Raw genomic sequence first — 20,878 nt, forward strand, 5'->3', positions numbered from 1 at the left:
GACGAGGATAATTTGGCATTTGACAAGTGCACGCTGTTGAGTTCTCAAGGATCGGATGCTCCCACGACCCAGCCATCACAACCAGGCCCGCAGGGCAACTTCTCTATCTTAGCCATCCCGACCCGCTTGTCAAATCGGCGCGCCGTGCGGATCGTGGATCCGCTGCGCAGCCGGTGACAGCCGCAGAAGGGGTGGATCTCCCATCCTAGGGGCAAGCGCCGGATCTCTCAAGTGAGAGTGGATCGGGAGTGGTTCTCCGCTTGAGGGGGGTGAAGCTCGGGGCTTCTCCGCTTCCCTGTGGGGCGAACAAGTGATAAATTACGTGGATTCCGGGGGTCTGGCAAATCGGGCGCACCACCCCGGGCGTGTCGCATGTGCCGCTCGACGGGATTCTCCCGGGTCAGCCGTCGTTTCCGCCCGGATCGGTGCCGGAGTAGCATCGCGCCCATGCCCCCGCACGCTTCCTCTCACCCTGCCGACCTGCTGGCCAGTGTCTGGCGGGAGCTGGGCGCGGAGTCCTCATCCGCCCCCGCCCTCGCCGCCCTGCGCACCCTGGATGCCGTGCCGCTCCCGTCCCGCACCGCGACCGCAGAGCTGGCTCTCGCCAGCGTGGCCTCGGTCGTGCTCGCCGCCGGACTCGACCCGGCATCCATCGATCCCCGTCGAGTGGCCGTCGCCTATCGGAGCGACCGGTACCTGCGGGTCGACGGTGCTCCCCCGCCGGTGTGGGCGCCCCTCTCCGGATTCTGGGAAAGCGCAGACGGCTGGATCCGGACGCACGGCAACTACCCGCACCATGCTCGCGCGCTTCGCCGCGCGCTCGGCCTGACCGACACGGCGGGTCCGGAAGCGGTCGCCCGCGGGGTGGCGGCCCTGTCGAGCGAGGCGGCCGTCGACCGGATCTCCGAAGCCGGTGGTCTCGCCGTCACCGTGCGCCGCGAGGACCCGGACGTCGATCTCGCCCTGCGGAGCACTCCCCTCCTCGACGTCACGACCATCGAGCCCGCGGACGGACGGCGGGGCGAGCGACGCAGCCCGTCCCGCGGCGCCTCGGCGCGTATGCCCCTCGCCGGCCTCCGCGTCCTGGACCTCACGCGAGTGATCGCGGGGCCGGTGTGCACACGGACTCTCGCTCTTCTAGGTGCCGACGTGCTGCGTCTCGATCCGCCGCAGCTCCCCGAGCTCCCGTGGCAGCACCTCGACACCGGCCATGGCAAGCGCACGGCTCTTCTCGACGCCCGCTCCCCCGAACTGCACGCCCTCCTGGAGTCAGCGGATGCGATCGTGCTCGGATATCGTCCCGCTGCGCTGGATCGGCTGGGCCTCTCGCCCGACGCTCTCGTCGAGCAGCACCCTGGTCTCGTCGTCGCACAGCTCAGCGCGTGGGGCACCGATCACCCCGGCCGCGCCGGCTTCGACAGCCTCGTCCAGGCGGAGAGCGGAATCGCGATGATCGAGGGCGACGACGGACGGCCGGGCGCCCTCCCCGCCCAGGCGCTGGATCACAGCAGCGGATACCTCCTCGCCGCCGCTCTCACCCGGCTGCTCCGTTCGCGCGACGGGCGCTCGCGTATCGTGCGCACCTCGCTGCGCCGCGTCGCCGCCGAGCTGCTCGGGTTGCCGCGCACGACCGATGTCGTGCGCGCTCCGGAGATCGACGCGTCGGCGCATCTCGCGCGATTCGACGTGGACGGGGTCCCGGTCGTGACGGCGGCACCTGCGCTTCCCGGGCTGACCTTCGACGCCCCGCACGCCTGGGGTTCCGACGCACCGCGCTGGTGAACCGGGGCCCGCGCCGCGGGAGGCATCCGGGATACGGGATCAGCCGGCGGGGCGCGGCCGTCGCACGGCGAGGACCACGCAGAGGACCAGGGTGAGGACGCCCCACACCGCGCAGGCGGGCGGCAGCACGCGGTACGCGAGATGCTGCAGCGTGAAGTCGGCGGAGAGCGGACCGAACGCGAGCAGACCGCCGACCCACGCGACCACGAGGATCACCGGCAGCGAGAGCCACCAGGCGACCCGCACGAACGTCGGAAGGATCCGCGGCGCACCCGCTCGCGGTGTCGCACGCCGCAGCCACAGCGCCGCCCAGATCGCCAGGCCCAGCAGACCGAGGGCGCTGGAGGCATACTGCAGCCACTTGTATCCGTCGAACGGACCCCACGAGTCCGCGAGCGCGGGCACCAGATCGACGCCCCACCGCGACTCGTGCGTGAACGCATCCCAGAGGATGTGCGAGAGCACCCCCAGCATCGCCGAGACCAGGAGGAGGAACGGATACAGCGGTCGCGCGGCACGGTACCGCGAGCGGTCGTCACGGCTCAGGGCTTCGACCGCAGCCCGGACTCCGTTCGCCTCCCACCCGGCGGGCAACCGCACGGTCACCCATCCCGGCAGCAGTTCGAGGGTCGCCGGGCGCAGCAGGACGCGCCACAGCAGGAACAGCGCCAGCGCGAGCAACGACGTCCACACGACATTGACCGGATCGTGCAGGAACCCGTAGTTGAGGCCGACGTTGCGCAGGAACAGCGAGATGTCCGGTGTCATCGCTCCGATCGCGATCGCCGCGGGGACGAGCGGCGTGCGCATGAACGGCAGCGCGACGATCGCGTGACTCGGAGTGAACGGCATGCGCGGCCGGGGTCAGCCGAGGAAGACGCCGGCGAGCGTCTTCTTCCCGCGGCGGAGCACCGAGACGCCGCCGGGAAGCGTACCCTGCACGATCGCGGTGTCGTCCTCCACCCGCTCGCCGTCGAGGGAGACGCCGCCCTGCGCGATGGCGCGACGCGCCTCCGACAGACTCGACACCAGCCCGGTCGCGACGAGCGCGTCGACGACCGGGGTACCGGCGGCGACGGTCGCGTGGGGAAGCTCATCCAGGGCCGTGCGCAGGGTCGCCGCGTCGAGAGCGGTGAGGTCGCCCTGACCGAAGAGAGCCTCGGACGCCGCGATCACCGCCGCCGTCGCCTCCACGCCGTGCACCGTCGCGACGACCTCGAGCGCGAGGCGCTTCTGGGCGGCGCGGCGGAACGGCTCCGTCGCGACGAGCTCGGCGTACTCCTCGATCTCGGCCCTGGTCAGGAACGTGAACACCTTGAGGCGTTCGATCACGTCGGCATCGGCCGTGCTGAGCCAGAACTGGTAGAACGCGTACGGGCTCGTGAGCTCCGCGTCGATCCAGATCGCATTGCCCTCACTCTTGCCGAACTTCGTGCCGTCGCTGTTGGTGATCAACGGCGTGCCGATCGCGTGGACCGACGCCCCTTCGACCCGGTGGATGAGGTCGGTGCCGCTGGTGAGGTTGCCCCACTGGTCGGAGCCACCCGTCTGCAGCACGCAGTCGTACTGGCGGTAGAGCTCGAGGAAGTCGAGCCCCTGCAGGATCTGGTAGCTGAACTCGGTGTAGCTGATGCCGGCGTCGGAGTTCAGGCGCGCGGCCACCGCGTCCTTCTTCAGCATCGTGCCGACGCGGTAGTGCTTGCCGATCTCCCGCAGGAAGTCGATCGCCGAGAGCGGTGCGGTCCAGTCGAGGTTGTTCACCATGCGGGCGGCGTTGTCGCCCTCGAAGCTGAGGTACCGCTCGACCTGGCCGCGCAGACGATCGACCCATTCCGCCACCGTCTCGCGGGTGTTCAGCGTGCGCTCCGCAGTGGGCCGGGGATCGCCGATCAGGCCGGTGGAGCCGCCCACGAGACCGAGCGGCTTGTGCCCGGCGAGCTGAAGACGGCGGAGCAGGAGCAGCTGGACCAGGTGCCCGAGATGCAGACTCGGTGCCGTCGGGTCGAAGCCGCAGTAATACGTGACGGAGTCTCCCGCGAGCAGGGCGCGCAGCGCCTCTTGGTCGGTGGACACGTGGACGAGGCCACGCCACACGATCTCGTCCCACACGTTCTCGAACGTGGGGTCGATCGCCTGCGGCGCGGTCGTCAGAGCGGGAGTTGACACGCGCTCCAGGCTAGCAGCGCGCGACCGTCCCGCTGCGTCGCCGGCAGGGGTGTCAGCTGTGCGCCGCCCACCAGACGAGGAACGCGGCACCGAGACCGATCACCCAGCTCACGAGACTGCCGACGAGGAAGTACTCGGCACGGGCGCCGGTCTCCCCGTCGCGCGAGATCTCCGGGAACCGGACGATGCCCTTGGCGGCGAGCATGGCCGCGAGCACCGGGTACGCCGCGGCGAGCGTGAGGATCATCACGAGCACACGTTCCAGCGGGCCGATGAGTCTCCCGCCCTTGAAGCCGTGGCGCGGATCGGCCGGGGTGACCGCGGACACCGTGGCGGTCTCGCTGGCGTTCACTGCGGCGGACACGCGGTCCGACGACGCGTCGGGAAGAGACTCCGGAGCCGAGACCTCCGTCGGGCGCCAGGTGTGCTCGCCGTCGAGAGCAGCGCGGACGACGAGGTTGGCGGATTCGAGCAGGAAGACGCCGGCTCCGAGCGCGAGCACGACGAGGTCGAATGGGACCTCCCCGAAGGGCGAGCGGAGCGTCCAGATCTCACCGATGAGACCGCCGGTGTCGCGGGCTCCGCCCCAGAGCACGGCGCCGATGCTGAGCGCGGCCAACGCGACCGCGGGCCAGAATCCGGCCCTGGACGGCCCCACCTCCGGCATGCTCCAGACCCACAGTGCTCCGACGCCGAGCCCCAGGAGCGCGGGCAGCAGCGCGTCTCCGCCGATGCCGAGGAGGAGGATCACGGCCGCGGCGACGACGTACCCGACCCACCGTCGCGGCACGAACTGCCGGACGAGGTCGGTCGCGCCGACGGCGAGGAGGACGAAGCCCGCGAGGATCATGCGGACTCCCCCCGGAGCGCGGCCACTCCTTCGATGAGCGCGGCGGCTCCGGCGCTCCGCAGCGACTTGGACACGCTGGGCTGCGAGATGCCCTCCTCGGCAGCGAGCTCCTGCTGGGACCGGCCGATCAGCCGCCCGTACGTGAGGTGGCGCTCGCGCTCGCTCATCGCCCCGACGAGCTCGTCGCGCGCGAGCACGTAGGCGTTGGACACGGCGATCACGGTCTCCATGACCTCATCCTGACCCGGGGCTCCGACAATCCAGGTGCGGGTCCTCGGCACGGCGCGCTGTTCCCGTGCATGCACGGTCTCGATCGCCGCGCGGGCCGCGTACCAGCCGGGACCGTCGGCGAGCTCTCCGTGCACGGACGGCACGGGACGGACCTCGCCGATCCCGATGCCGAAGCGGAAGGCGAGCCCCTCGGGGAGCCGGAGCTGGACCATGAGGAGCGAGAGGAGCGCGTCGGGAAGCTCCCGGTAGACGCCCTGCTGCTCGTCCCCTACCGTGGGCGTGAGCGGCTGGACCGCCAGCGGGCGGTCCCGTTCGACCTGAGCGATGGTCTCGTCCAGCGCACGCTGTGCGGCGCTCCGGTCTCCGAGTTCTCGGGAACCCACGATGTCGGCGATCACGGCGATGACCATGGGATAACCGTAACACGAATATTCGTGAGTTATGCCTTTTATAGCTATAGATAGGAAATATGCTCGATTTACGCATGATCCCCTGGACCGACGGCACGTGGACCCACGCGCCCGCCACGACCCGCATCGACGGGCACCTCGACGCCACCGCCGTCGAAGGCAGCGACGCCTGGCGACACACCGCCTACGGCTTCGTCCACGACACCGAGCACGCGCTGCTCGCGCCGCTCGCGGTCGGCGAGGCCATCGAGGTGGCCTTCCGCGCGCCGTGGGAGGGGCAGTTCGACCAGGCGGGACTCTTCGTCCGCGCGGACGACGAGCACTGGATCAAAGCCGGGGTGGAGTTCGCCGACGGGCACCTCGGTCTGGGCGCCGTCGTGACCGCCGGCCGCTCGGACTGGTCGGTCGGCTACGTCGACGACTGGCGCGACAGCGAGATCACGGTCCGGGTCAGCCGCTGGTCGGACGCGATGATCGTGCGCGCCCGCGCGGACGACGGCCCCTGGCGCCTGGTCAGGGTCGCCCCCTTCGACGGCGACGCCGCCGTCTCCGCCGGGCCCTTCCTGGCCGCCCCCACCCGCGCCGGCCTCACCGTGCGCTTCCTCCGATGGGAGCGGTCGGCCGCCGACAGCGACCTGCACTGAGGTCGCACGCCCGGGCCGGCCGCCCCACGGCTACAGACCGAGCGCGTGTGCGGCCGCCTGGGCACGGGCGACGAGCTCGGCGCGCTGCTCGGCGACCCGCTCCGGAGCGGTTCCGCCGACACCCGTGCGCGACGCGACAGAGCCCTCGATCGTGAGCACCTCGCGGACCTCGGGGACGAGGTGCGGCGACACCGACAGCAGCAGCTCGTCGGAGGCGTCCTCCAGCCCGATCCCCTGCTCCTCGCAGGCACGGACGAGCGCGCCGGAGATCTCGTGGGCGTCGCGGAACGGCACGCGCCGCTTCACCAACCACTCGGCGACATCGGTGGCCAGTGAGAACCCCTGGGGGGCGAGCTCGGCCATGCGCTCCGTGTGGAAACGCAGCGTCGCGATCATCCCGGCGAACGCCGGCAGCACGACCTCGAGCGTCTGCACCGAATCGAAGACCGGCTCCTTGTCCTCCTGCAGATCACGGTTGTACGCGAGGGGCAGGCCCTTGAGGGTCGCCAGCAGGCCGGACAGGTTGCCGATGAGACGCCCGGACTTGCCGCGCGCGAGCTCGGCGATGTCCGGATTCTTCTTCTGCGGCATGATGCTGGAACCCGTGGAGTAGCCGTCGTCGAGGGTGACGAAGCCGAACTCGCGGGTGTTCCAGAGGATGATCTCCTCGGACAGGCGGGAGAGGTCGACCCCCGTCATCGCCGCGATGAACGCGAACTCCGCCACGACGTCCCGCGCGGCGGTGCCGTCGAGGGAGTTCTCCGCGGGACGGTCGAGACCCAGTTCGGTCGCGACGAGCGCGGGATCCAGGCCCAGGGTCGACCCCGCGAGCGCTCCCCCGCCGTACGGCGAGACGCCTGCGCGACGACGCCAGTCGACGAGGCGCTCGAGCTCGCGCACCAGCGGCCAGGCGTGGGCCTGGAGGTGATGGGCGAGCAGCACCGGCTGCGCGTGCTGGAGGTGCGTGCGACCGGGCAGGATCGCGTCGGGATGCGCCTCCGCCTGCGCCACGAGGGCATCGATCACGCGCAGCAGGTCGCGGGCGATCACCCGGGCGTGGTCGATCAGGTACATCCGCACGAGTGTGGCGATCTGGTCGTTCCGGCTGCGGCCGGCGCGGAGACGTCCGCCCAGCTCCGGCCCCAGCTCGGCGATCAGCGCCTGCTCGAGCGCGCCGTGCACGTCCTCGTCGGTGGGCTGCGGCTGCAGGGTGCCGTCGGCGACCTTGCGCGCCACGGCGTCGAGGCCCTCATGCATCCGGGAGGCCTCATCCGGTTCCAGGTAGCCCGCGGCGGCCAGCGCCGTGGCATGCGCGTGCGAACCGGCGATGTCGTACGGCGCGAGGATCCAGTCGAAGTGCGTCGAGCGGCTCAGCTCGACGAGCTCCGGCGACGGACCGGTGGCGAACCGCGCGCCCCAGAGCGCGCCCTCGTTGGTACCTTCGTGCGAGCCGGCCATCACGCGTCCTTCTTCCCGAGGAGCCAGACCAGCAGGGCTTTCTGGGCGTGCAGGCGGTTCTCCGCCTCGTCCCAGACCACGCTCTGCGGGCCGTCGATGACGGCGGAATCCACCTCGTAGCCGCGATCGGCGGGGAGGCAGTGGATGAAGATCGCGTCGTCGTGCGCGAGCTCCATGGTCTCGGGCGTGACCTTGTAGCCCCCGAGATCGCGGATCCGCGCGAGCTTCTCCTCCTCCTTGCCCATCGAGACCCAGGTGTCGGTGACGACGACGTCAGCGCCTGCGGCCGCCGCGACCGGGTCGGTGAAGAGCGTGATCGATCCCCCGGTCTCCCCGGCGCGACGGTCGGCCGCCTCGATGACGTCGGCGCGCGGTGCGTAGTCCTCCGGCGAGGCGATGCGCACGTGCATGCCGGCCGTGACGCCCGCGAGCGCGTAGGAGTGCGCCATGTTGCTCTGGCCGTCGCCGAAGAACGTCAGCGTGAGGCCCTTCAGGTCGCCCTTGTGCTCACGGATCGTCAGCAGATCGGCGAGGAGCTGGCAAGGGTGGAAGTCGTCGGACAGCGCGTTGATCACGGGGACCCGGGTGCCGGCGGCCATCTCCTCCAGGCCCGACTGCGCGTAGGTGCGCCACACGATCGCCGCGACCTGGCGCTCGAGAACCCGGGCCGTGTCGGACGGCGTCTCCTTCCCGCCGAGCTGGCTGCTCGCCGTGGAGATGATGAGCGGCGTACCGCCGAGGTCGGCGATCCCCACCGCGAACGAGACGCGCGTCCGGGTGGACGACTTGTCGAAGATCACGGCGACGGTCTGCGGTCCGGCGAGGCTCTTGTCCGCCCAGCGGTCCTTCTTGAGTTCGAGCGCGAGATCGAGGATCTCCGCCTGCTCGGCGGGCGTCAGATCGTCGTCGCGCAGCAGGTGGCGGGTCATGCGGGGACCTTTCCGGTGGCGGAGGAGTGGACGTCGGAGAGAGCGGCGGCGAATAGCTCGCGGAACTCCGCCAGCTCGGCATCGCCGATCGTCAGAGCCGGCGCGACGCGCACGGTCTCCGGGTTGGCGGCGTTGACGATGAGACCGCGCCCCTGGGCGGCGGCGACGACCGCACCCGCCACCGGCTCCGTGAGCGCGACACCGACGAGCAGTCCACGGCCGCGGACCCCGGCGATCAGCGGGGAGTCGATGCCGAGGATGATGTTCCGCAACTCAGCACCGCGTCGCGCGGCGTTGTCGACGAGGTCGGCACGCTCGATCTCGGCCAGCACCGCGTCCGCCACGGCCGTCGCGAGGGGGTTGCCGCCGAACGTGGAGCCGTGCGAGCCCGGCGTGAACAGGGCACTCGCAGCGCCGTAGGTGACGAGGGCGCCGATCGGGAATCCGCCGCCGATGCCCTTGGCGAGCGTGATCGCGTCAGGCGTGATGCCCTCGTGGCTGAACCCGAACCAGGCGCCGGTGCGGCCCGCGCCCGTCTGGATCTCGTCGACGATGAGCAGGGCGCCGTGCGCGAGGGTCAGCGAGCGCGCCGCGGCGAGGTAGCCCTCGGGGAGCTCGACGACGCCGGCCTCACCCTGGATCGGCTCCACGATGACCGCGGCGACACGGTCGTCCATCGCGGCCTCCAGCGCTTCGATCGTGGCCGGGATGTGCTCCACGCCTCCCGGCATCGGCGCGAACGGCGCGCGCATCGACTCCTTGGCGGTGAGGGCGAGCGAGCCCATCGTCCGGCCGTGGAAGCCGTTCTCCAGCGCGAGGATGCGCGGACGCTCCGCCCCGCCGTGCAGCCGGGCGAGCTTGAACGCGGCCTCGTTGGCCTCGGCACCGGAGTTCGAGAAGAAGACCCGACCGTCCAGCCCCGCTCCGGCCAGGCGCTTGAGCCGGGCGGCGAGCGCGAGCTGCGGCGGGGTCGCGAAGTAGTTGGAGACGTGCGCGAGGGTGGCGGCCTGCCGCGACACCGCCTCGACGAACACCGGGTGCGCGTGTCCGAGGGAGGTCACGGCGATGCCTGCGAGGAAGTCGAGGTAGCGTCGGTCTTCGGCGTCCCACAGGTACGAGCCCTCACCGCGGGTCAGCAGCGCGAGGCGCTCCCCCGCGTTGAGCACGAGATCACGTGCCGCGTCGTCCTGCCAGACGGTCATGCCGTCGCCCCTTTCTCTGCCAGGACCACTTCGGTCCCGATGCCCTTGCTGGTGAACAGTTCGACGAGCACCGAGTGCGGCACCCGTCCGTCGATGATCGCCGCCGCGTCGACGCCGCCCTCGACCGCATCGAGGCACGCGCGCATCTTCGGGATCATCCCCGACTCCAGCCGCGGCAGCATCTCGACGAGCGCGTCCGAGGTGAGGTGCGACACGAGCGAATCGCGGTTGGGCCAGTCGGCGTAGAGCCCCGGCACATCGGTGAGGATGACGAGCTTGCGCGCCCCGAGGGCCACGGCCAGGGCGGCCGCAGCGGCATCCGCGTTGACGTTGAGCGACTGACCCGGGTGGTCGAGGTCGGGCGCGATGCTCGACACGACGGGGATCCGTCCGGCTGCGAGGTGGTCGAGCACCGGCGTCGGGTCGACCTGGACCACGTCGCCCACGCGGCCGAGGTCCACCTCCTCGCCGTCGATCATGACACCGCGACGACGCCCGCCGAAGAGCCCGGCGTCCTCGCCGCTGAGCCCGGTGGCGATGGGGCCGTGCGAGTTGATCTTCGACACGAGCTGCGGGTTGACCTGACCGGTGAGCACCATCCGCACGACGCCGATCGCCTCGGTGTTGGTGACGCGGTACCCGCCCTTGAACTCGCTGGGGATCTCCAGCCGCTGCAGCATGTCGGAGATCTGCGGCCCGCCGCCGTGCACGACGACCGGCTGCACGCCGACATAGCGGAGGTACGCGATGTCCTGGGCGAAGGCCTCCTGCAGCTCGTCCGAGACCATGGCGTTCCCGCCGTACTTGACGACGACGATCTGGTCGCGGAACTTCTTCAGCCATGGCAGCGACTCGATGAGGGTGGTCGCCTTCTGCGCCGCGATGTCCGGCGTGGTGTCCTGGATGTCGGTCATGAGGCGTAGGCGCTGTTCTCGTGCACGTAGTCGTGGGTGAGGTCGTTCGTCAGCACCGTGGCGGTGGCCTCTCCGACCTTGAGGTCGATCATCAGGTGCGTAGCCCGCGGGGTCAGGTCGACCTCCTCGCGGGGGCGGTCCGGTCCGCCGGCGGTGCAGACGCAGACGCCGTTCATCCACACGTCGACGTCGTAGGGGTCGAACTGCGCGGCCGTCGTGCCGATCGCCGCAAGGACGCGGCCCCAGTTCGGGTCGTTGCCGAAGATGGCCGCCTTGAACAGGTTGTTGCGGGCGACCGAGCGGCCGACCTCGACGGCGTCCTGCTCGGAGACGGCGTGCTGCACCTCGATCGTGATGTCGTGGCTCGCCCCCTCCGCGTCGCCCTGCAGCTTGACCGCGAGCTCCTGGCAGAGCTCGGTGAGCGCCTCGGCGAAGTCGTCGAGATCGGGGACGACCTCGGAGGCGCCGTTGGCGAGCAGCGTCACCTGGTCGTTGGTCGACATGCAGCCGTCGGAGTCGAGGCGGTCGAACGTGCGTCCCGTCGCCCGGCGCAGGGCCTCATCGGCCTGGAGCGGTTCGAGCACGGCGTCGGTGGTGAGCACCACGAGCATCGTCGCCAGACCGGGGGCGAGCATGCCCGCGCCCTTCGCCATGCCGCCGATCGTCCAGCCGTCGCGGGTCACCACAGCGGTCTTCGCGACGGTGTCCGTGGTCATGATGGCGTGCGCGGCGCTCTCGCCGCCGTCGGCGCTCAGCTCGGCGATCGCCTGCGCGGTGCCCGCGAGGACCTTCTCGCGGAAGACCTCGTCGCCCGTCCCGATGAGCCCGGTGGAGCAGACGAGAACGTCGCCCGCGCTGATGCCGAGCAGCTCGGCCGCCTTCTCCGCGGTCTGGTGGGTGGTCTGGAACCCGAAGCTGCCGGTGAAGCAGTTCGCCCCGCCCGAGTTGAGGACGACGGCCTCGACCACGCGGTCCGCGACCGCCTGCTGGGACCAGATGATGGGGTTGGCCTTGGCGCGGTTGCTCGTGAAGACCGCGGCGCCGACCTTGCGGGGGCCGCGGTTGACCACGACGGCGACATCGGGCTTGCCGGTCGACTTGAGTCCGGCGGCGACCCCGGCCGCCTCGAATCCTGCGGGGGCGGTGACGCTCACGGGGCGACTCCGTTCACTGAGAGGGCGCGGGTCTCGGGAAGCCCCCGCGCGATGTTCATGGACTGGACGGCAGCTCCGGCGGTGCCCTTGACGAGGTTGTCGACGGCGGTGACCACCGTCACGCGGTTCGCGGCGCGGTCGATCGCGAGGCCCATGAGGGCCGTGTTCGCCCCGAGCACGTCGGCGGTGCGCGGGAAGCTCCCCTCCGGCAGCAGCTGGACGAAGGTCTCGTCGCCGTAGGCGCTCTCCCACGCCTGACGGATCTCGGCGTCGCTCACACCCTCGGCGATCGGCGCCGTGCACGTGGCGAGGATGCCACGCGACATCGGCACGAGGACCGGAGTGAACGAGATCCGGATGTCCTGGGCCCCTGAGTCTGTCGACGGGCGGGCGGCGGCGAGCGCCTGACGGATCTCCGGGATATGGCGGTGCGTGCCGCCGACGGCATAGGGGTTCGCGGAGCCGAGGATCTCGCTGGCGAGGAGGTTCGTCTTCAGGCTCTTGCCGGCCCCGGACGGGCCGACGGCCAGGACGGAGACGATGTCGCCCGGGTCGATCACACCGGCCGCGACACCGGGAGCGAGGCTCAGGCTCACCGTGGAGGCGTTGCACCCGGGCGCGGCGATCCGGGTCGCGCTGCGGAGCACCTCCCGCTGCTTGTCGCCTCCGACGAGGAGCTCGGGCACGCCGTACGTCCACGGCTCGTGGAACGCCCCGCCGTAGAACGCGTCCCACTCCGCGGACGAGGTGAGCCGGTGGTCGGCTCCTGCGTCGATCACCAGCGGGGTGTCGCCGAGGGCGTCGGTGTACTGCCCGGACTGGCCGTGCGGGAGGGCCAGGAACACGATGTCGTGTCCGGCGAGGACCTCCGGCGTGGTGTCCTGCAGCGTGAGGTGGGCGAGCGAGCGGAGGTGCGGCTGGTGGGCGACGAGAGGCTGTCCGGCATTCGAGTGCGCCGTGACGGTGCGGATCTCGACGTCGGGGTGAGCGGCCAGGAGGCGCAGGATCTCGCCGCCTGCGTAGCCGGAGGCGCCGGAGACGGCGACGGAATACGTCATGCTTCTACCTTAACGGTCGGGTCCTCGACGATCTCGGGACCGGGGGGCGGGGCCGGAGGCGGCGACACCGGCACTCGACCGCCGCGCGGACGCAGGCAGAAGGGCGGGGTCGCCTAGAATCGGCGGCCGCGACGTCGGCGCACGGCGATGACGCTCGGGACGAGCGTCGAAGGAGCGGTGGCGACCGAAGGCATGCGGCGACGATAGCGCGGGCGCGTTCGGCACCGCAAATCCGGGGCGTCACACGACAGCGCGGGCGACCGGTGCGGCGAAGAAGGCACGTTCGTGGGCGCTCGAGGCGAGGAAGGCGCGCCGCATCCGCTCCCGGCCGGCGTCGTCGGCCCTCGCGGCCGCGGCGGCGACGTGCGCGACGGCCTGCCGGGTGGCCTCCGCGAAGGCCGGATCCGCGTAGGTGGCGAGCCACGACGCGTAGGGATGCCGGGGGTCGCGGGGCGCCGCGCCGAACGCTCCGGCATGGAGCCGCTCCCCCAGGTCGGTGTAGAGCCAGAAGCACGGCAGCACGGCCGCGATCAGTGCGGCGTAGTCGCCGCCGAAGCCGACGGCCCGCAGATGGTCGAGGTAGGCGACCGTCGCCGGCGCGGGGTCCGTCGCGAAGGTGGCGCCACTCACGCCGGTCTCCGGTGTCAGCCACGACGCGTGCAGCTCCAGCTCGCCGCGGATCGCGCCGTGGGCGGCCTCAGCCCAGAACGCCTGCTCGTCGGGGGTCGGGGCGAGGCGCGTCGCCTCCGCGAGCACCCGGGCGTACTCGCGGAGGTAGAGGGCGTCCTGCGCGAGGTAGAAGACGAAGGCATCGCGGTCGAGAGTCCCCTCGGCGAGCGCGCGCACGAAGGGCAGCGCATCGATGTCGCGGCGGATCGCGGCGGTCTCCTCCCACCAGGCCGCAGCCACCTCCTCCGGCGTCGGCCGGGTCTCGGCCCCGCCGCGCGCCCAGAGCCCCGCGAGATGATGGATCGGGCCGTGTCCTCGCCCGACGTCCAGGTCGTCCGCCGCGCGGAGGGCCTCCCGCAGCCAGGCGCGCGCGGCGCGGACCGCGGACGCCGGATCGTCGCCCCTCGCCAGTCGTGTGGCCAGAGCCGCGGACAGCGAGCAGCCGGTCCCGTGGGTGTTCTCCGTCATGATGCGTGCCCCGGGGAACTCCGCGTGCTCTCCCGCCGCGGCATCGATCAGGGCGTCCGGCGCCTCGTCCCCCGGCAGGTGACCGCCCTTCACGAGCACCGCGGTCCCCGTGGCCGCCGACAGCTCCTGCGCCGCGGCGAGCGCGTCCGTCCAGTCGGCCACCTCGTGACCGACGAGCACCGCCAGCTCGGCGAGGTTCGGGGTGACCACGGTCGCCAGAGGCAGCAGGTCCCGGAGCTCCCGCTCGGCATCGGCCTGGAGCAGCCGGTCCCCCGAGGTCGCGATCATGACCGGGTCGAGCACGACGATCGGGGGCTGGGTGTCCCGGAGCCACGCGGCGACCGTCCGGATCACGTCGACGTCCGCGAGCATGCCGATCTTCACGGCGTCGATGCGGATGTCGTCGGCGACGGCGTCGAGCTGCGCGCGCAGGAACTCCGCGGGAGGGACGTGCACGGCACGGACGCCCTGCGTGTTCTGGGCGGTCAGGGCCGTGAGGGCGGCCATGCCGTAGCCCCCGTGCGCGGCGATCGCCTTGAGGTCGGCCTGGATGCCTGCGCCGCCGGACGGATCGCTGCCGGCGATGCTGAGCACATGCGGCACCGCCCGTCCGAGCCACCGCCGACGGAAGGCCGCGGCGGCGGCCCGCGGGTCGTCCGCCGCGCACAGCGCCGAGACCACCGCGATCCCGGCGGCACCGGCCGCGCGCAACGCCCCCGTGTCGTCGAGGTCCACCCCGCCGATCGCGACGCACGGCAGCGCACTGCGCGCGGCGAAGGCGGCGAAGCCGGCGATGCCGAGCGGGGCCGGGTGGTCGGGCTTCGTGCGCGTGGGGCGGATCACGCCGACCCCGAGGTAGTCGACCGTCCCCGGCGGCAGCGCGTTCACGGCATCGAGATGGGCAGGGGTGTTCGCGGTCAGCCCGATCAGGGCCTCCGAGCCGAGGAGCTCGCGCGCGCGGAGCACCGAGGCGTCCGCCTGGCCGAGGTGCACCCCGTCCACCCTGGCACCGCGGCGACGGGCCTCGACGGCCGCATCGAGGCGATCGTTCACGACGAGCAGCGCGCGACCGTCGATGGCAGCGGACAGAGCAAGGAGCTGGTCGACGGTCTCCTCGTCCGTCGCCTCCTTGTCGCGGAGCTGCACGATGCGGACCCCACCCGCCACGGCCTCGCGGACCGTCTCGACCACCCCGCGTACGCCGCACAGCGACCGATCGGTGACGAGGTAGAGGGACAGGTCGACGGTCATCGGGCCTCCTCCTCGACGCGGGCGCGGGCACGGAGGTCCCCCGGCGTCACGGCGGACAGGGCGTCGAGCAGTCCGACGGCGAAGCTGCCTGGTCCGCGGGAGGTCTCCGCCGCCTGCTCGGCCGCGACCGTGTAGACGAGGGTGGCTGCGGCCACCGCCGTCAGCGCGTCGGTCCCGGTACTGCGGGCCGCCCCGAGGAAGGCCGCCATCACGGCCCCCAGCGCGCAGCCGCCGCCGGTCACCCGCGTGAGCAGCTCGTGCCCGTTGGCGATGCGGATCACCCGTTCCCCGTCGGTGAGGAGGTCGACCGGACCGGAGACGGCGACCACGGAGCTGTGCCGGTCGGCGAGCTCCCGCGCCGCCGCTGCCGCCGCCTCGGTCCCGTACGTCGCGTCGACACCCCGGCCGCCGCTGCTGTGTCCGGCCAGCGCGAGGATCTCCGACGCGTTGCCGCGGAGGGCGGTGGGGCGCAGCGCGGCCAGCTCGTGGGCCAAGGCCGTCCGCACCGGGAGGGTGCCGATCGCGACGGGATCGAGCACCCACGGCGTGCCGGCGGCGCGCGCTCCCGCCACGGCCTCCCTGCTCGCCTCCCGCTGCTCGGGGGTCGGCGTCCCGAGATTGACGAGGAGCCCCGAGGCGGCAGCGGCGAACGGCTCGGCCTCGCCGACGATGTCGACCATGGCCGGCGCCGCCCCGAGCGCCAGCAGCACGTTGGCGGTGAACCCCGTCACCACGGCGTTCGTGACGCAGTGCGTCAACGGTGGCGTAGCCCTGACCTCCTCCCGCAGCCTTCCCGCCGTGACGGCGAGGTCGAGGACGGATTGCGGACGCACAGGATCGCTCATGGGCGACATCCCTTCGCTAGTACGAACTAGATCAGGTTCGACGGGTGTGATCTCAGCCGCGGATGCGGCACCCCGTGTCACTGCCTCGCAGTCTAGCGAGCGAGGGCGTCGAGCAACGCCCGCTCCTCCGTCCGTGTGAGCCCGGCGCGGCGCTCCCGGTCCACGCCCCGTTCGCGCTCGTCCGCCACGACGCGTTCCACCGTCTCGTCGAGGGGCCGGAGCCTGCCTCCGCCGCGCCGGTACCGCGCGTTCGAGCGGGTCATGAATCCGCTCATCTCGGGCGGCAGCCACAGCGGGAGCGAGCGCGGCCCCGCCCAGTACGCGACACCCTCCGCGACGAGATGCTCCTCCGTGCCGACGACGACCGGACCGGTGTGCCCGGTGGAAGCGCGCACCGTACGCAGCACGTCCTCCAGGTCGCGCACGTCGCCGATCGCGTTGACGGCACCGGTGACGGTGGCGGACACGACGAAGGCGGCGACGTCCTCGACATCGATGATCTGCGCCATGCGCCCGTCGAGCGGCGGGAGCAGAACCGGCTCGTCCAGGGCCCGGAGGAACGCCGCGGCCCAGTAGCCGAAGCGATCGCTGGGGTCGCCGTCGCCGACGATGAGGCCGGGACGGACGAGGAGCGCACGGTCGCCGAGGCTCTCCTGCACGGCGTCCTCCGCCGCGACCTTCTGCCGCGCGTAGTCGTCGTCCTCACCGGCCTGCGCCGCCGGGTGCCGCGGGGCCGACTCGTCGGTCCCGACCGTCTCGTCGTCGCGGTATACCGACATCGACGAGATGTACGTCCACCGGGCGGCACGGTCGCCGAGTGCGCGGACCGCCCCGGAGACGTGATCGACGCGGGAGGAGACGTCGACGACATGGTCCCAGTCGGTGCGCGAGACGACGTCATAGGCGTCCTCGTCGTCGCGGTCGGCGAGCACGAGGGTCGCTCCCGGTGGCGACGGCCGCCCGCCGCGGGCCAGGCAGGTCACGGTCGCCCCCGCCCCGAGCGCCTGCGCGGCGATGCGCCCCGACAGCCATCCGGTTCCCCCCAAGATCAGCACATCCGTCATGTGCCCATGTCATCAGGATCGACGACTCGGGGAAAGGGCCTCCGCTCAGAGCGGAGCGGCAGGACAGGCCATCACGCGAGCACAGGCCCTCACGCGAGCACAGGCCACCCCGCAATACAGCCCACCCCGCGAACACAGGCCATGACGCGAGCACAGGCCCCCGGCACTGCTGTCACCTGATGCCACGCGAACGCCTAATGCCGCGCGACCTCCCGAGGAACCCGCGCGGCATCAGGATCAGTCGCGGAGGGCGGCGCCGAAGCTCTCCGCGGCGACGGCGACGCCCGCCATCTTCGCCTCGGAGGCCTCCGCGGCGGTCAGCGTGCGGTCGTCGGCGCGGAAGCGCAGGGCGAACGTCAGCGACTTCGATCCCTCGGGCACGCCCTCGCCGCGGTAGTCGTCCACGAGCCGGACGGACTCCAGCAGCGCGCCAGCGCCCTCGGCGAGAGCCGCGCGGACCTCGCCCGCCGGCACCTCGGCCGGGAGCGTGAGCGAGACGTCCTGCGTCGCGGCCGGGAACGTGGAGAGCGTTGCTGCCACGATGCGTCCTCCGGCGAGCGCGAGCAGCCGGTCGAGGTCCAGCTCCAGCACGGTGGCGCGACCCGGCAGATCGGCATCCTCGGCGACGGCCGGATGAAGCTCGCCGACGTAGCCGACCTCCTCGCCCCCGGCGACCAGCGCACCGGTGCGTCCGGGGTGGAGTGCGGCGCGCTGTGTCTGCACGACGTCGATCTCGATGCCCGCGGCGGCCCCGATCACGCGGACCGCGTCGAGCGCCTCGACGAGCCCGGCGGCTTCGGCGGCACGACCCGGCTGACGCGGCGACACATTGCCGGTCAGCAGCACCGCGACGTGGCGCTCCTGCGGGGGGATGGAGGCGTCGAGCTCGGCGAGCACCTCATCGGACGGCCGGACACCCAGCGGCGGAACCTCGGCGGTGCCGTACTCCACGCCGGGCTCCGGGACGAACACGGCGCCTGTCTCGAACAGCGCAAGATCCGTGAGCCCGCGCGAGATGTTGCGGTGCGCGGTCTGCAGCAGACCGGGGATGAGCGAGCGCCGCAGGAACGGCACCTGCCCGTCGAGCGGGTTCGCGAGGCGGATGCTGGGCAGGTGCTCACCGGACGCGGAACCGTGCAGATCGTTCTGCGCCTCGGTCGTGAACGGGAACGCCGGAGTCTCGACGAACCCCGCGGCCGCGAGAGCGTTCGCCACGCGGCGACGCCCCTGCTGGTGGGCCGTGAGGCCGCGACCGGACGGCGGAGTCGGCAGCACCGCGGGGATGCGGTCGAGCCCGTGGATGCGGGCGACCTCCTCGGCGAGCGTCCACTTGTCGGTGAGGTCGGGGCGCCAGGTCGGCGGGATGACCGTCCAGCCGTTCTCCGCCGCGGTGACCTCCGCGCCGATCGTCGTGAGCGCGCCGGTGATCTCGTCGTCGGTGTAGTCGACGCCGATCAGCCCCTGCACGAAGCCGCGCGGGAGCTCGATCTCGGCGACGAAGACCTCGGCGAAGAGCGCGCCACCTTCCTCCGTGAGCGTGCCACCGGCGAGCTCGACCATGAGGTCGGCTGCGCGCCGGGCCGCGACGAAGGGGATCAGCGGGTCGACGCCCCGCTCGAAGCGCTTGGACGCCTCGCTCGGGAGCTTGTGCCGGCGGGCCGTGCGGGCGATGGTCGTCGCGTCGAAGGTCGCCGCCTCGATGAGCACGTTCCGCGTGGTGTCGCTCATCTCGGTGGTGCCGCCGCCCATGACACCGGCGAGGCCGATGGGACCGGAGTCGTCGGTGATGAGGAGGTCTTCGACGTGCAGCTTCCGCTCCACGCCGTCGAGCGTGGTCATCTTCTCCCCCGGCGTCGCGCGCCGGACGGTGATGCCGCCCGTGAGCTTGTCGAGGTCGTAGCCGTGCAGCGGCTGCCCGAGCTCGAGCATGACGTAGTTCGTGATGTCGATGAGCACACCCAGCGACCGCATGCCCGCGAGGCTCAGGCGCGCGATCATCCACGGCGGGGTGGGCCGCGACGGATCGACGTCGCGCACGACCCTGGTGACGAACTCGCTTGCGCCGACCCGGCCGCGCACCGGCGCCTGGTCGTCGACCACGGCCGTGTGTCCGGAACCGGGCTGCAGCTCGGCGAAGTCGCGCTCGGCGGGGTCGCGGAAGGCCGCCCCCGTGGCGTGGGAGTACTCACGGGCGACGCCGCGCACCGAGAAGGCGTAGCCGCGGTCCGGCGTGACGTTGATCTCCACCGCGACGTCGTCGAGACCGAGGAGCGCGATCGCGTCCGTGCCGACGGGGGCATCGATCCCGAGGTCGCTCAGCACGACGATGCCGTTGTGCTCGTCGCCGAGCCCCAGCTCGCGCGCGGAGGCGATCATGCCGTCGGAGACGTGACCGTAGGTCTTGCGGGCGGCGATGGGGAACGGCCCGGGAAGGACAGCGCCGGGCAGGGTCACGACGACCTTGTCGCCGACGCCGAAGTTGTGCGCGCCGCAGACGATCCCACGGACGCCGCCGTGCTCGGGACCGACGTCGACCTGGCACCAGTTGATGGTCTTGCCGTTCGACTGGGGCTCCGGCTCGACCGAGACGACCTGGCCGACCACCACGGGACCCGTGATGTCGAAGCGGTGCACGTCCTCCTCTTCGAAGCCGACGGTCACCAGCGCCGCGAGGACGTCCTCGGGCGTGGCCTCCGCTGCCAGATCGACGTACTCACGCAGCCACGAAAGCGGGACGCGCATCACACCACCATCCCGTACTGCTCGCTGAAACGGACGTCGCCCTCGGCCATGTCGCGCATGTCCTGCACATCGCTGCGGAACATCAGGCCCCGCTCGATGCCCATGCCGAACGCGAAGCCGCTGTACACCTCCGGGTCGATCCCGGCCGCGCGCAGCACGTTCGGGTTGACCATGCCGCAGCCGCCCCACTCGATCCAGCGCGCGCCGCCCTTGAAGGTCGGGTGCCACAGGTCGAGCTCGGCGGAGGGCTCGGTGAAGGGGAAGTAGTTCGTGCGGAAGCGGGTCTTGGCCTCCGGACCGAAGAGCTGCTTCGCGAAGTGGTCGAGCGTGCCCTTGAGGTGCGCCATCGTGATGCCCTTGTCGACGACCAGTCCCTCGAACTGCGTGAAGACCGGGAGGTGCGTGGCGTCGAACTCGTCCGTGCGGTACACGCGGCCCGGGCACAGCACGTAGATGGGGACCTCGCGGTTCAGCATCGACCGCACCTGCACCGGGCTCGTGTGCGTCCGCATGACGAGGTGGCGCGAGGTCGGGTCGACGTAGAAGGTGTCCTGCTCCTGGCGGGCGGGGTGATCGACGTCGAAGTTCAGGGCGTCGAAGTTGAACCACTCGTGCTCGAGCTCCGGCCCCTCTGCGATCTCCCACCCCATGCCGACGAAGATGTCCTCGACGTGGTCCTGCAGGAGAGCGAGCGGGTGCCGGGCGCCGACGCGCGTCCGCGACGGGACGGCGGTGATGTCGACGCGCTCGGCCTCCAGGCGCGCGGCGACCTCGGCGGCGGCCAGCTCGGCCTCCTTCGCCGCGAGCGCCTGGTTCACACGACCGCGGCCCTGGCCGACGAGCTTGCCGAATGCGGCCTTGTTCTCGGGGGCGACCTGGCGCATCGAGGCGTTCAGGACCGCGAGCGGCGATCCCTCCGCGACGTGCGCCGCACGGGCGGCTTTCAGCGCGGCGGTGTCGGCGGCCGCGTCGATCGCCGCGAGGGCGTCGGCGACAGCGGCTTCGACCGCTTCGGGGGTGATTTCCGGAGACTCTGACACG

The 20,878-nt window shown here is 71.9% G+C and carries 17 protein-coding genes and 1 riboswitch; of the genes, 2 read left to right on the top strand and 15 right to left on the bottom strand.

Translation table 11 applies throughout. The annotated features are described in order from the left end of the window. Window positions 1–447: 447 nt before the first annotated feature. Window positions 448–1,782, top strand: a complete 1,335-nt coding sequence (locus WFJ36_RS10535) for a CoA transferase (protein WP_336643259.1) — start codon at window positions 448–450, stop codon at window positions 1,780–1,782. A 39-nt stretch (window positions 1,783–1,821) separates the two neighbouring features. On the opposite strand, the gene WFJ36_RS10540 is transcribed toward WFJ36_RS10535, so the two are convergent. The 4 genes from WFJ36_RS10540 to WFJ36_RS10555 are packed head-to-tail and all read right to left on the bottom strand — an operon-like array spanning window position 1,822 to window position 5,439. After that, window positions 1,822–2,634, bottom strand: coding sequence for a DUF4184 family protein (locus tag WFJ36_RS10540; protein ID WP_292791864.1), 813 nt, complete (start codon window positions 2,632–2,634; stop codon window positions 1,822–1,824). Between the two features lie 12 nt (window positions 2,635–2,646). Further along, window positions 2,647–3,948, bottom strand: a complete 1,302-nt coding sequence (gene tyrS, locus WFJ36_RS10545; RefSeq protein ID WP_143049319.1) for a tyrosine--tRNA ligase — start codon at window positions 3,946–3,948, stop codon at window positions 2,647–2,649. A gap of 52 nt (window positions 3,949–4,000) precedes the next feature. Next, window positions 4,001–4,798: a hypothetical protein gene (locus tag WFJ36_RS10550; RefSeq protein WP_071329726.1), complete on the bottom strand. Its 798-nt coding sequence runs from the start codon at window positions 4,796–4,798 to the stop codon at window positions 4,001–4,003. Beyond that, window positions 4,795–5,439, bottom strand: a complete 645-nt coding sequence (locus tag WFJ36_RS10555) for a SatD family protein (protein WP_292791874.1) — start codon at window positions 5,437–5,439, stop codon at window positions 4,795–4,797. Before WFJ36_RS10555 ends, WFJ36_RS10550 begins: the two co-directional genes overlap by 4 nt. Before the next feature lie 74 nt (window positions 5,440–5,513). On the opposite strand from WFJ36_RS10555, the gene WFJ36_RS10560 reads away from it, so the two are divergent. Next, the gene (locus WFJ36_RS10560) at window positions 5,514–6,083 is read left to right on the top strand and encodes a DUF1349 domain-containing protein (RefSeq protein ID WP_336643260.1); all 570 of its coding nucleotides are present in this window, start codon (window positions 5,514–5,516) and stop codon (window positions 6,081–6,083) included. 30 nt (window positions 6,084–6,113) lie between these two features. Here WFJ36_RS10560 and argH read toward each other — a convergent pair whose 3' ends face one another. The 11 genes from argH to pheS form a co-directional block, all read right to left on the bottom strand. Then, a complete protein-coding gene (argH, locus tag WFJ36_RS10565; protein WP_336643261.1) occupies window positions 6,114–7,541 on the bottom strand; it encodes an argininosuccinate lyase in 1,428 nt (475 codons plus the stop codon). Continuing rightward, complete coding sequence (argF, locus tag WFJ36_RS10570; RefSeq protein WP_336643262.1) at window positions 7,541–8,470, bottom strand: ornithine carbamoyltransferase; 930 nt, start codon at window positions 8,468–8,470, stop codon at window positions 7,541–7,543. The genes argH and argF overlap by 1 nt, the downstream gene beginning before the upstream one ends. Further along, on the bottom strand, window positions 8,467–9,672 hold the full coding sequence (locus WFJ36_RS10575) for an acetylornithine transaminase (RefSeq protein WP_336643263.1): 1,206 nt from the start codon (window positions 9,670–9,672) through the stop codon (window positions 8,467–8,469). Before WFJ36_RS10575 ends, argF begins: the two co-directional genes overlap by 4 nt. Further along, complete coding sequence (gene argB / locus WFJ36_RS10580; RefSeq protein ID WP_292791888.1) at window positions 9,669–10,586, bottom strand: acetylglutamate kinase; 918 nt, start codon at window positions 10,584–10,586, stop codon at window positions 9,669–9,671. Before argB ends, WFJ36_RS10575 begins: the two co-directional genes overlap by 4 nt. Then, window positions 10,583–11,740, bottom strand: coding sequence for a bifunctional glutamate N-acetyltransferase/amino-acid acetyltransferase ArgJ (gene argJ, locus WFJ36_RS10585; RefSeq protein WP_336643264.1), 1,158 nt, complete (start codon window positions 11,738–11,740; stop codon window positions 10,583–10,585). Before argJ ends, argB begins: the two co-directional genes overlap by 4 nt. Next, the gene (gene argC / locus WFJ36_RS10590; RefSeq protein WP_336643265.1) at window positions 11,737–12,798 is read right to left on the bottom strand and encodes an N-acetyl-gamma-glutamyl-phosphate reductase; all 1,062 of its coding nucleotides are present in this window, start codon (window positions 12,796–12,798) and stop codon (window positions 11,737–11,739) included. The genes argJ and argC overlap by 4 nt, the downstream gene beginning before the upstream one ends. Window positions 12,799–13,038: 240 nt before the next feature. Beyond that, the gene (locus WFJ36_RS10595; protein WP_336643266.1) at window positions 13,039–15,186 is read right to left on the bottom strand and encodes a bifunctional hydroxymethylpyrimidine kinase/phosphomethylpyrimidine kinase; all 2,148 of its coding nucleotides are present in this window, start codon (window positions 15,184–15,186) and stop codon (window positions 13,039–13,041) included. Beyond that, the gene (thiM, locus tag WFJ36_RS10600; RefSeq protein ID WP_336643267.1) at window positions 15,183–16,031 is read right to left on the bottom strand and encodes a hydroxyethylthiazole kinase; all 849 of its coding nucleotides are present in this window, start codon (window positions 16,029–16,031) and stop codon (window positions 15,183–15,185) included. Before thiM ends, WFJ36_RS10595 begins: the two co-directional genes overlap by 4 nt. After that, window positions 16,023–16,116, bottom strand: a riboswitch (TPP riboswitch). Its footprint overlaps the gene before it by 9 nt. Before the next feature lie 7 nt (window positions 16,117–16,123). Next, window positions 16,124–17,095, bottom strand: coding sequence for an NAD-dependent epimerase/dehydratase family protein (locus tag WFJ36_RS10605; RefSeq protein ID WP_336643268.1), 972 nt, complete (start codon window positions 17,093–17,095; stop codon window positions 16,124–16,126). A gap of 237 nt (window positions 17,096–17,332) precedes the next feature. Continuing rightward, window positions 17,333–19,837, bottom strand: a complete 2,505-nt coding sequence (gene pheT, locus WFJ36_RS10610; protein ID WP_336643269.1) for a phenylalanine--tRNA ligase subunit beta — start codon at window positions 19,835–19,837, stop codon at window positions 17,333–17,335. Next, complete coding sequence (gene pheS / locus WFJ36_RS10615; RefSeq protein WP_025105270.1) at window positions 19,837–20,877, bottom strand: phenylalanine--tRNA ligase subunit alpha; 1,041 nt, start codon at window positions 20,875–20,877, stop codon at window positions 19,837–19,839. The genes pheT and pheS overlap by 1 nt, the downstream gene beginning before the upstream one ends. Window position 20,878: the final 1 nt, after the last annotated feature.

The organism is Microbacterium sp. MMO-113, assembly GCF_037148555.1.
Taxonomy (GTDB): Bacteria; Actinomycetota; Actinomycetes; order Actinomycetales; family Microbacteriaceae; genus Microbacterium.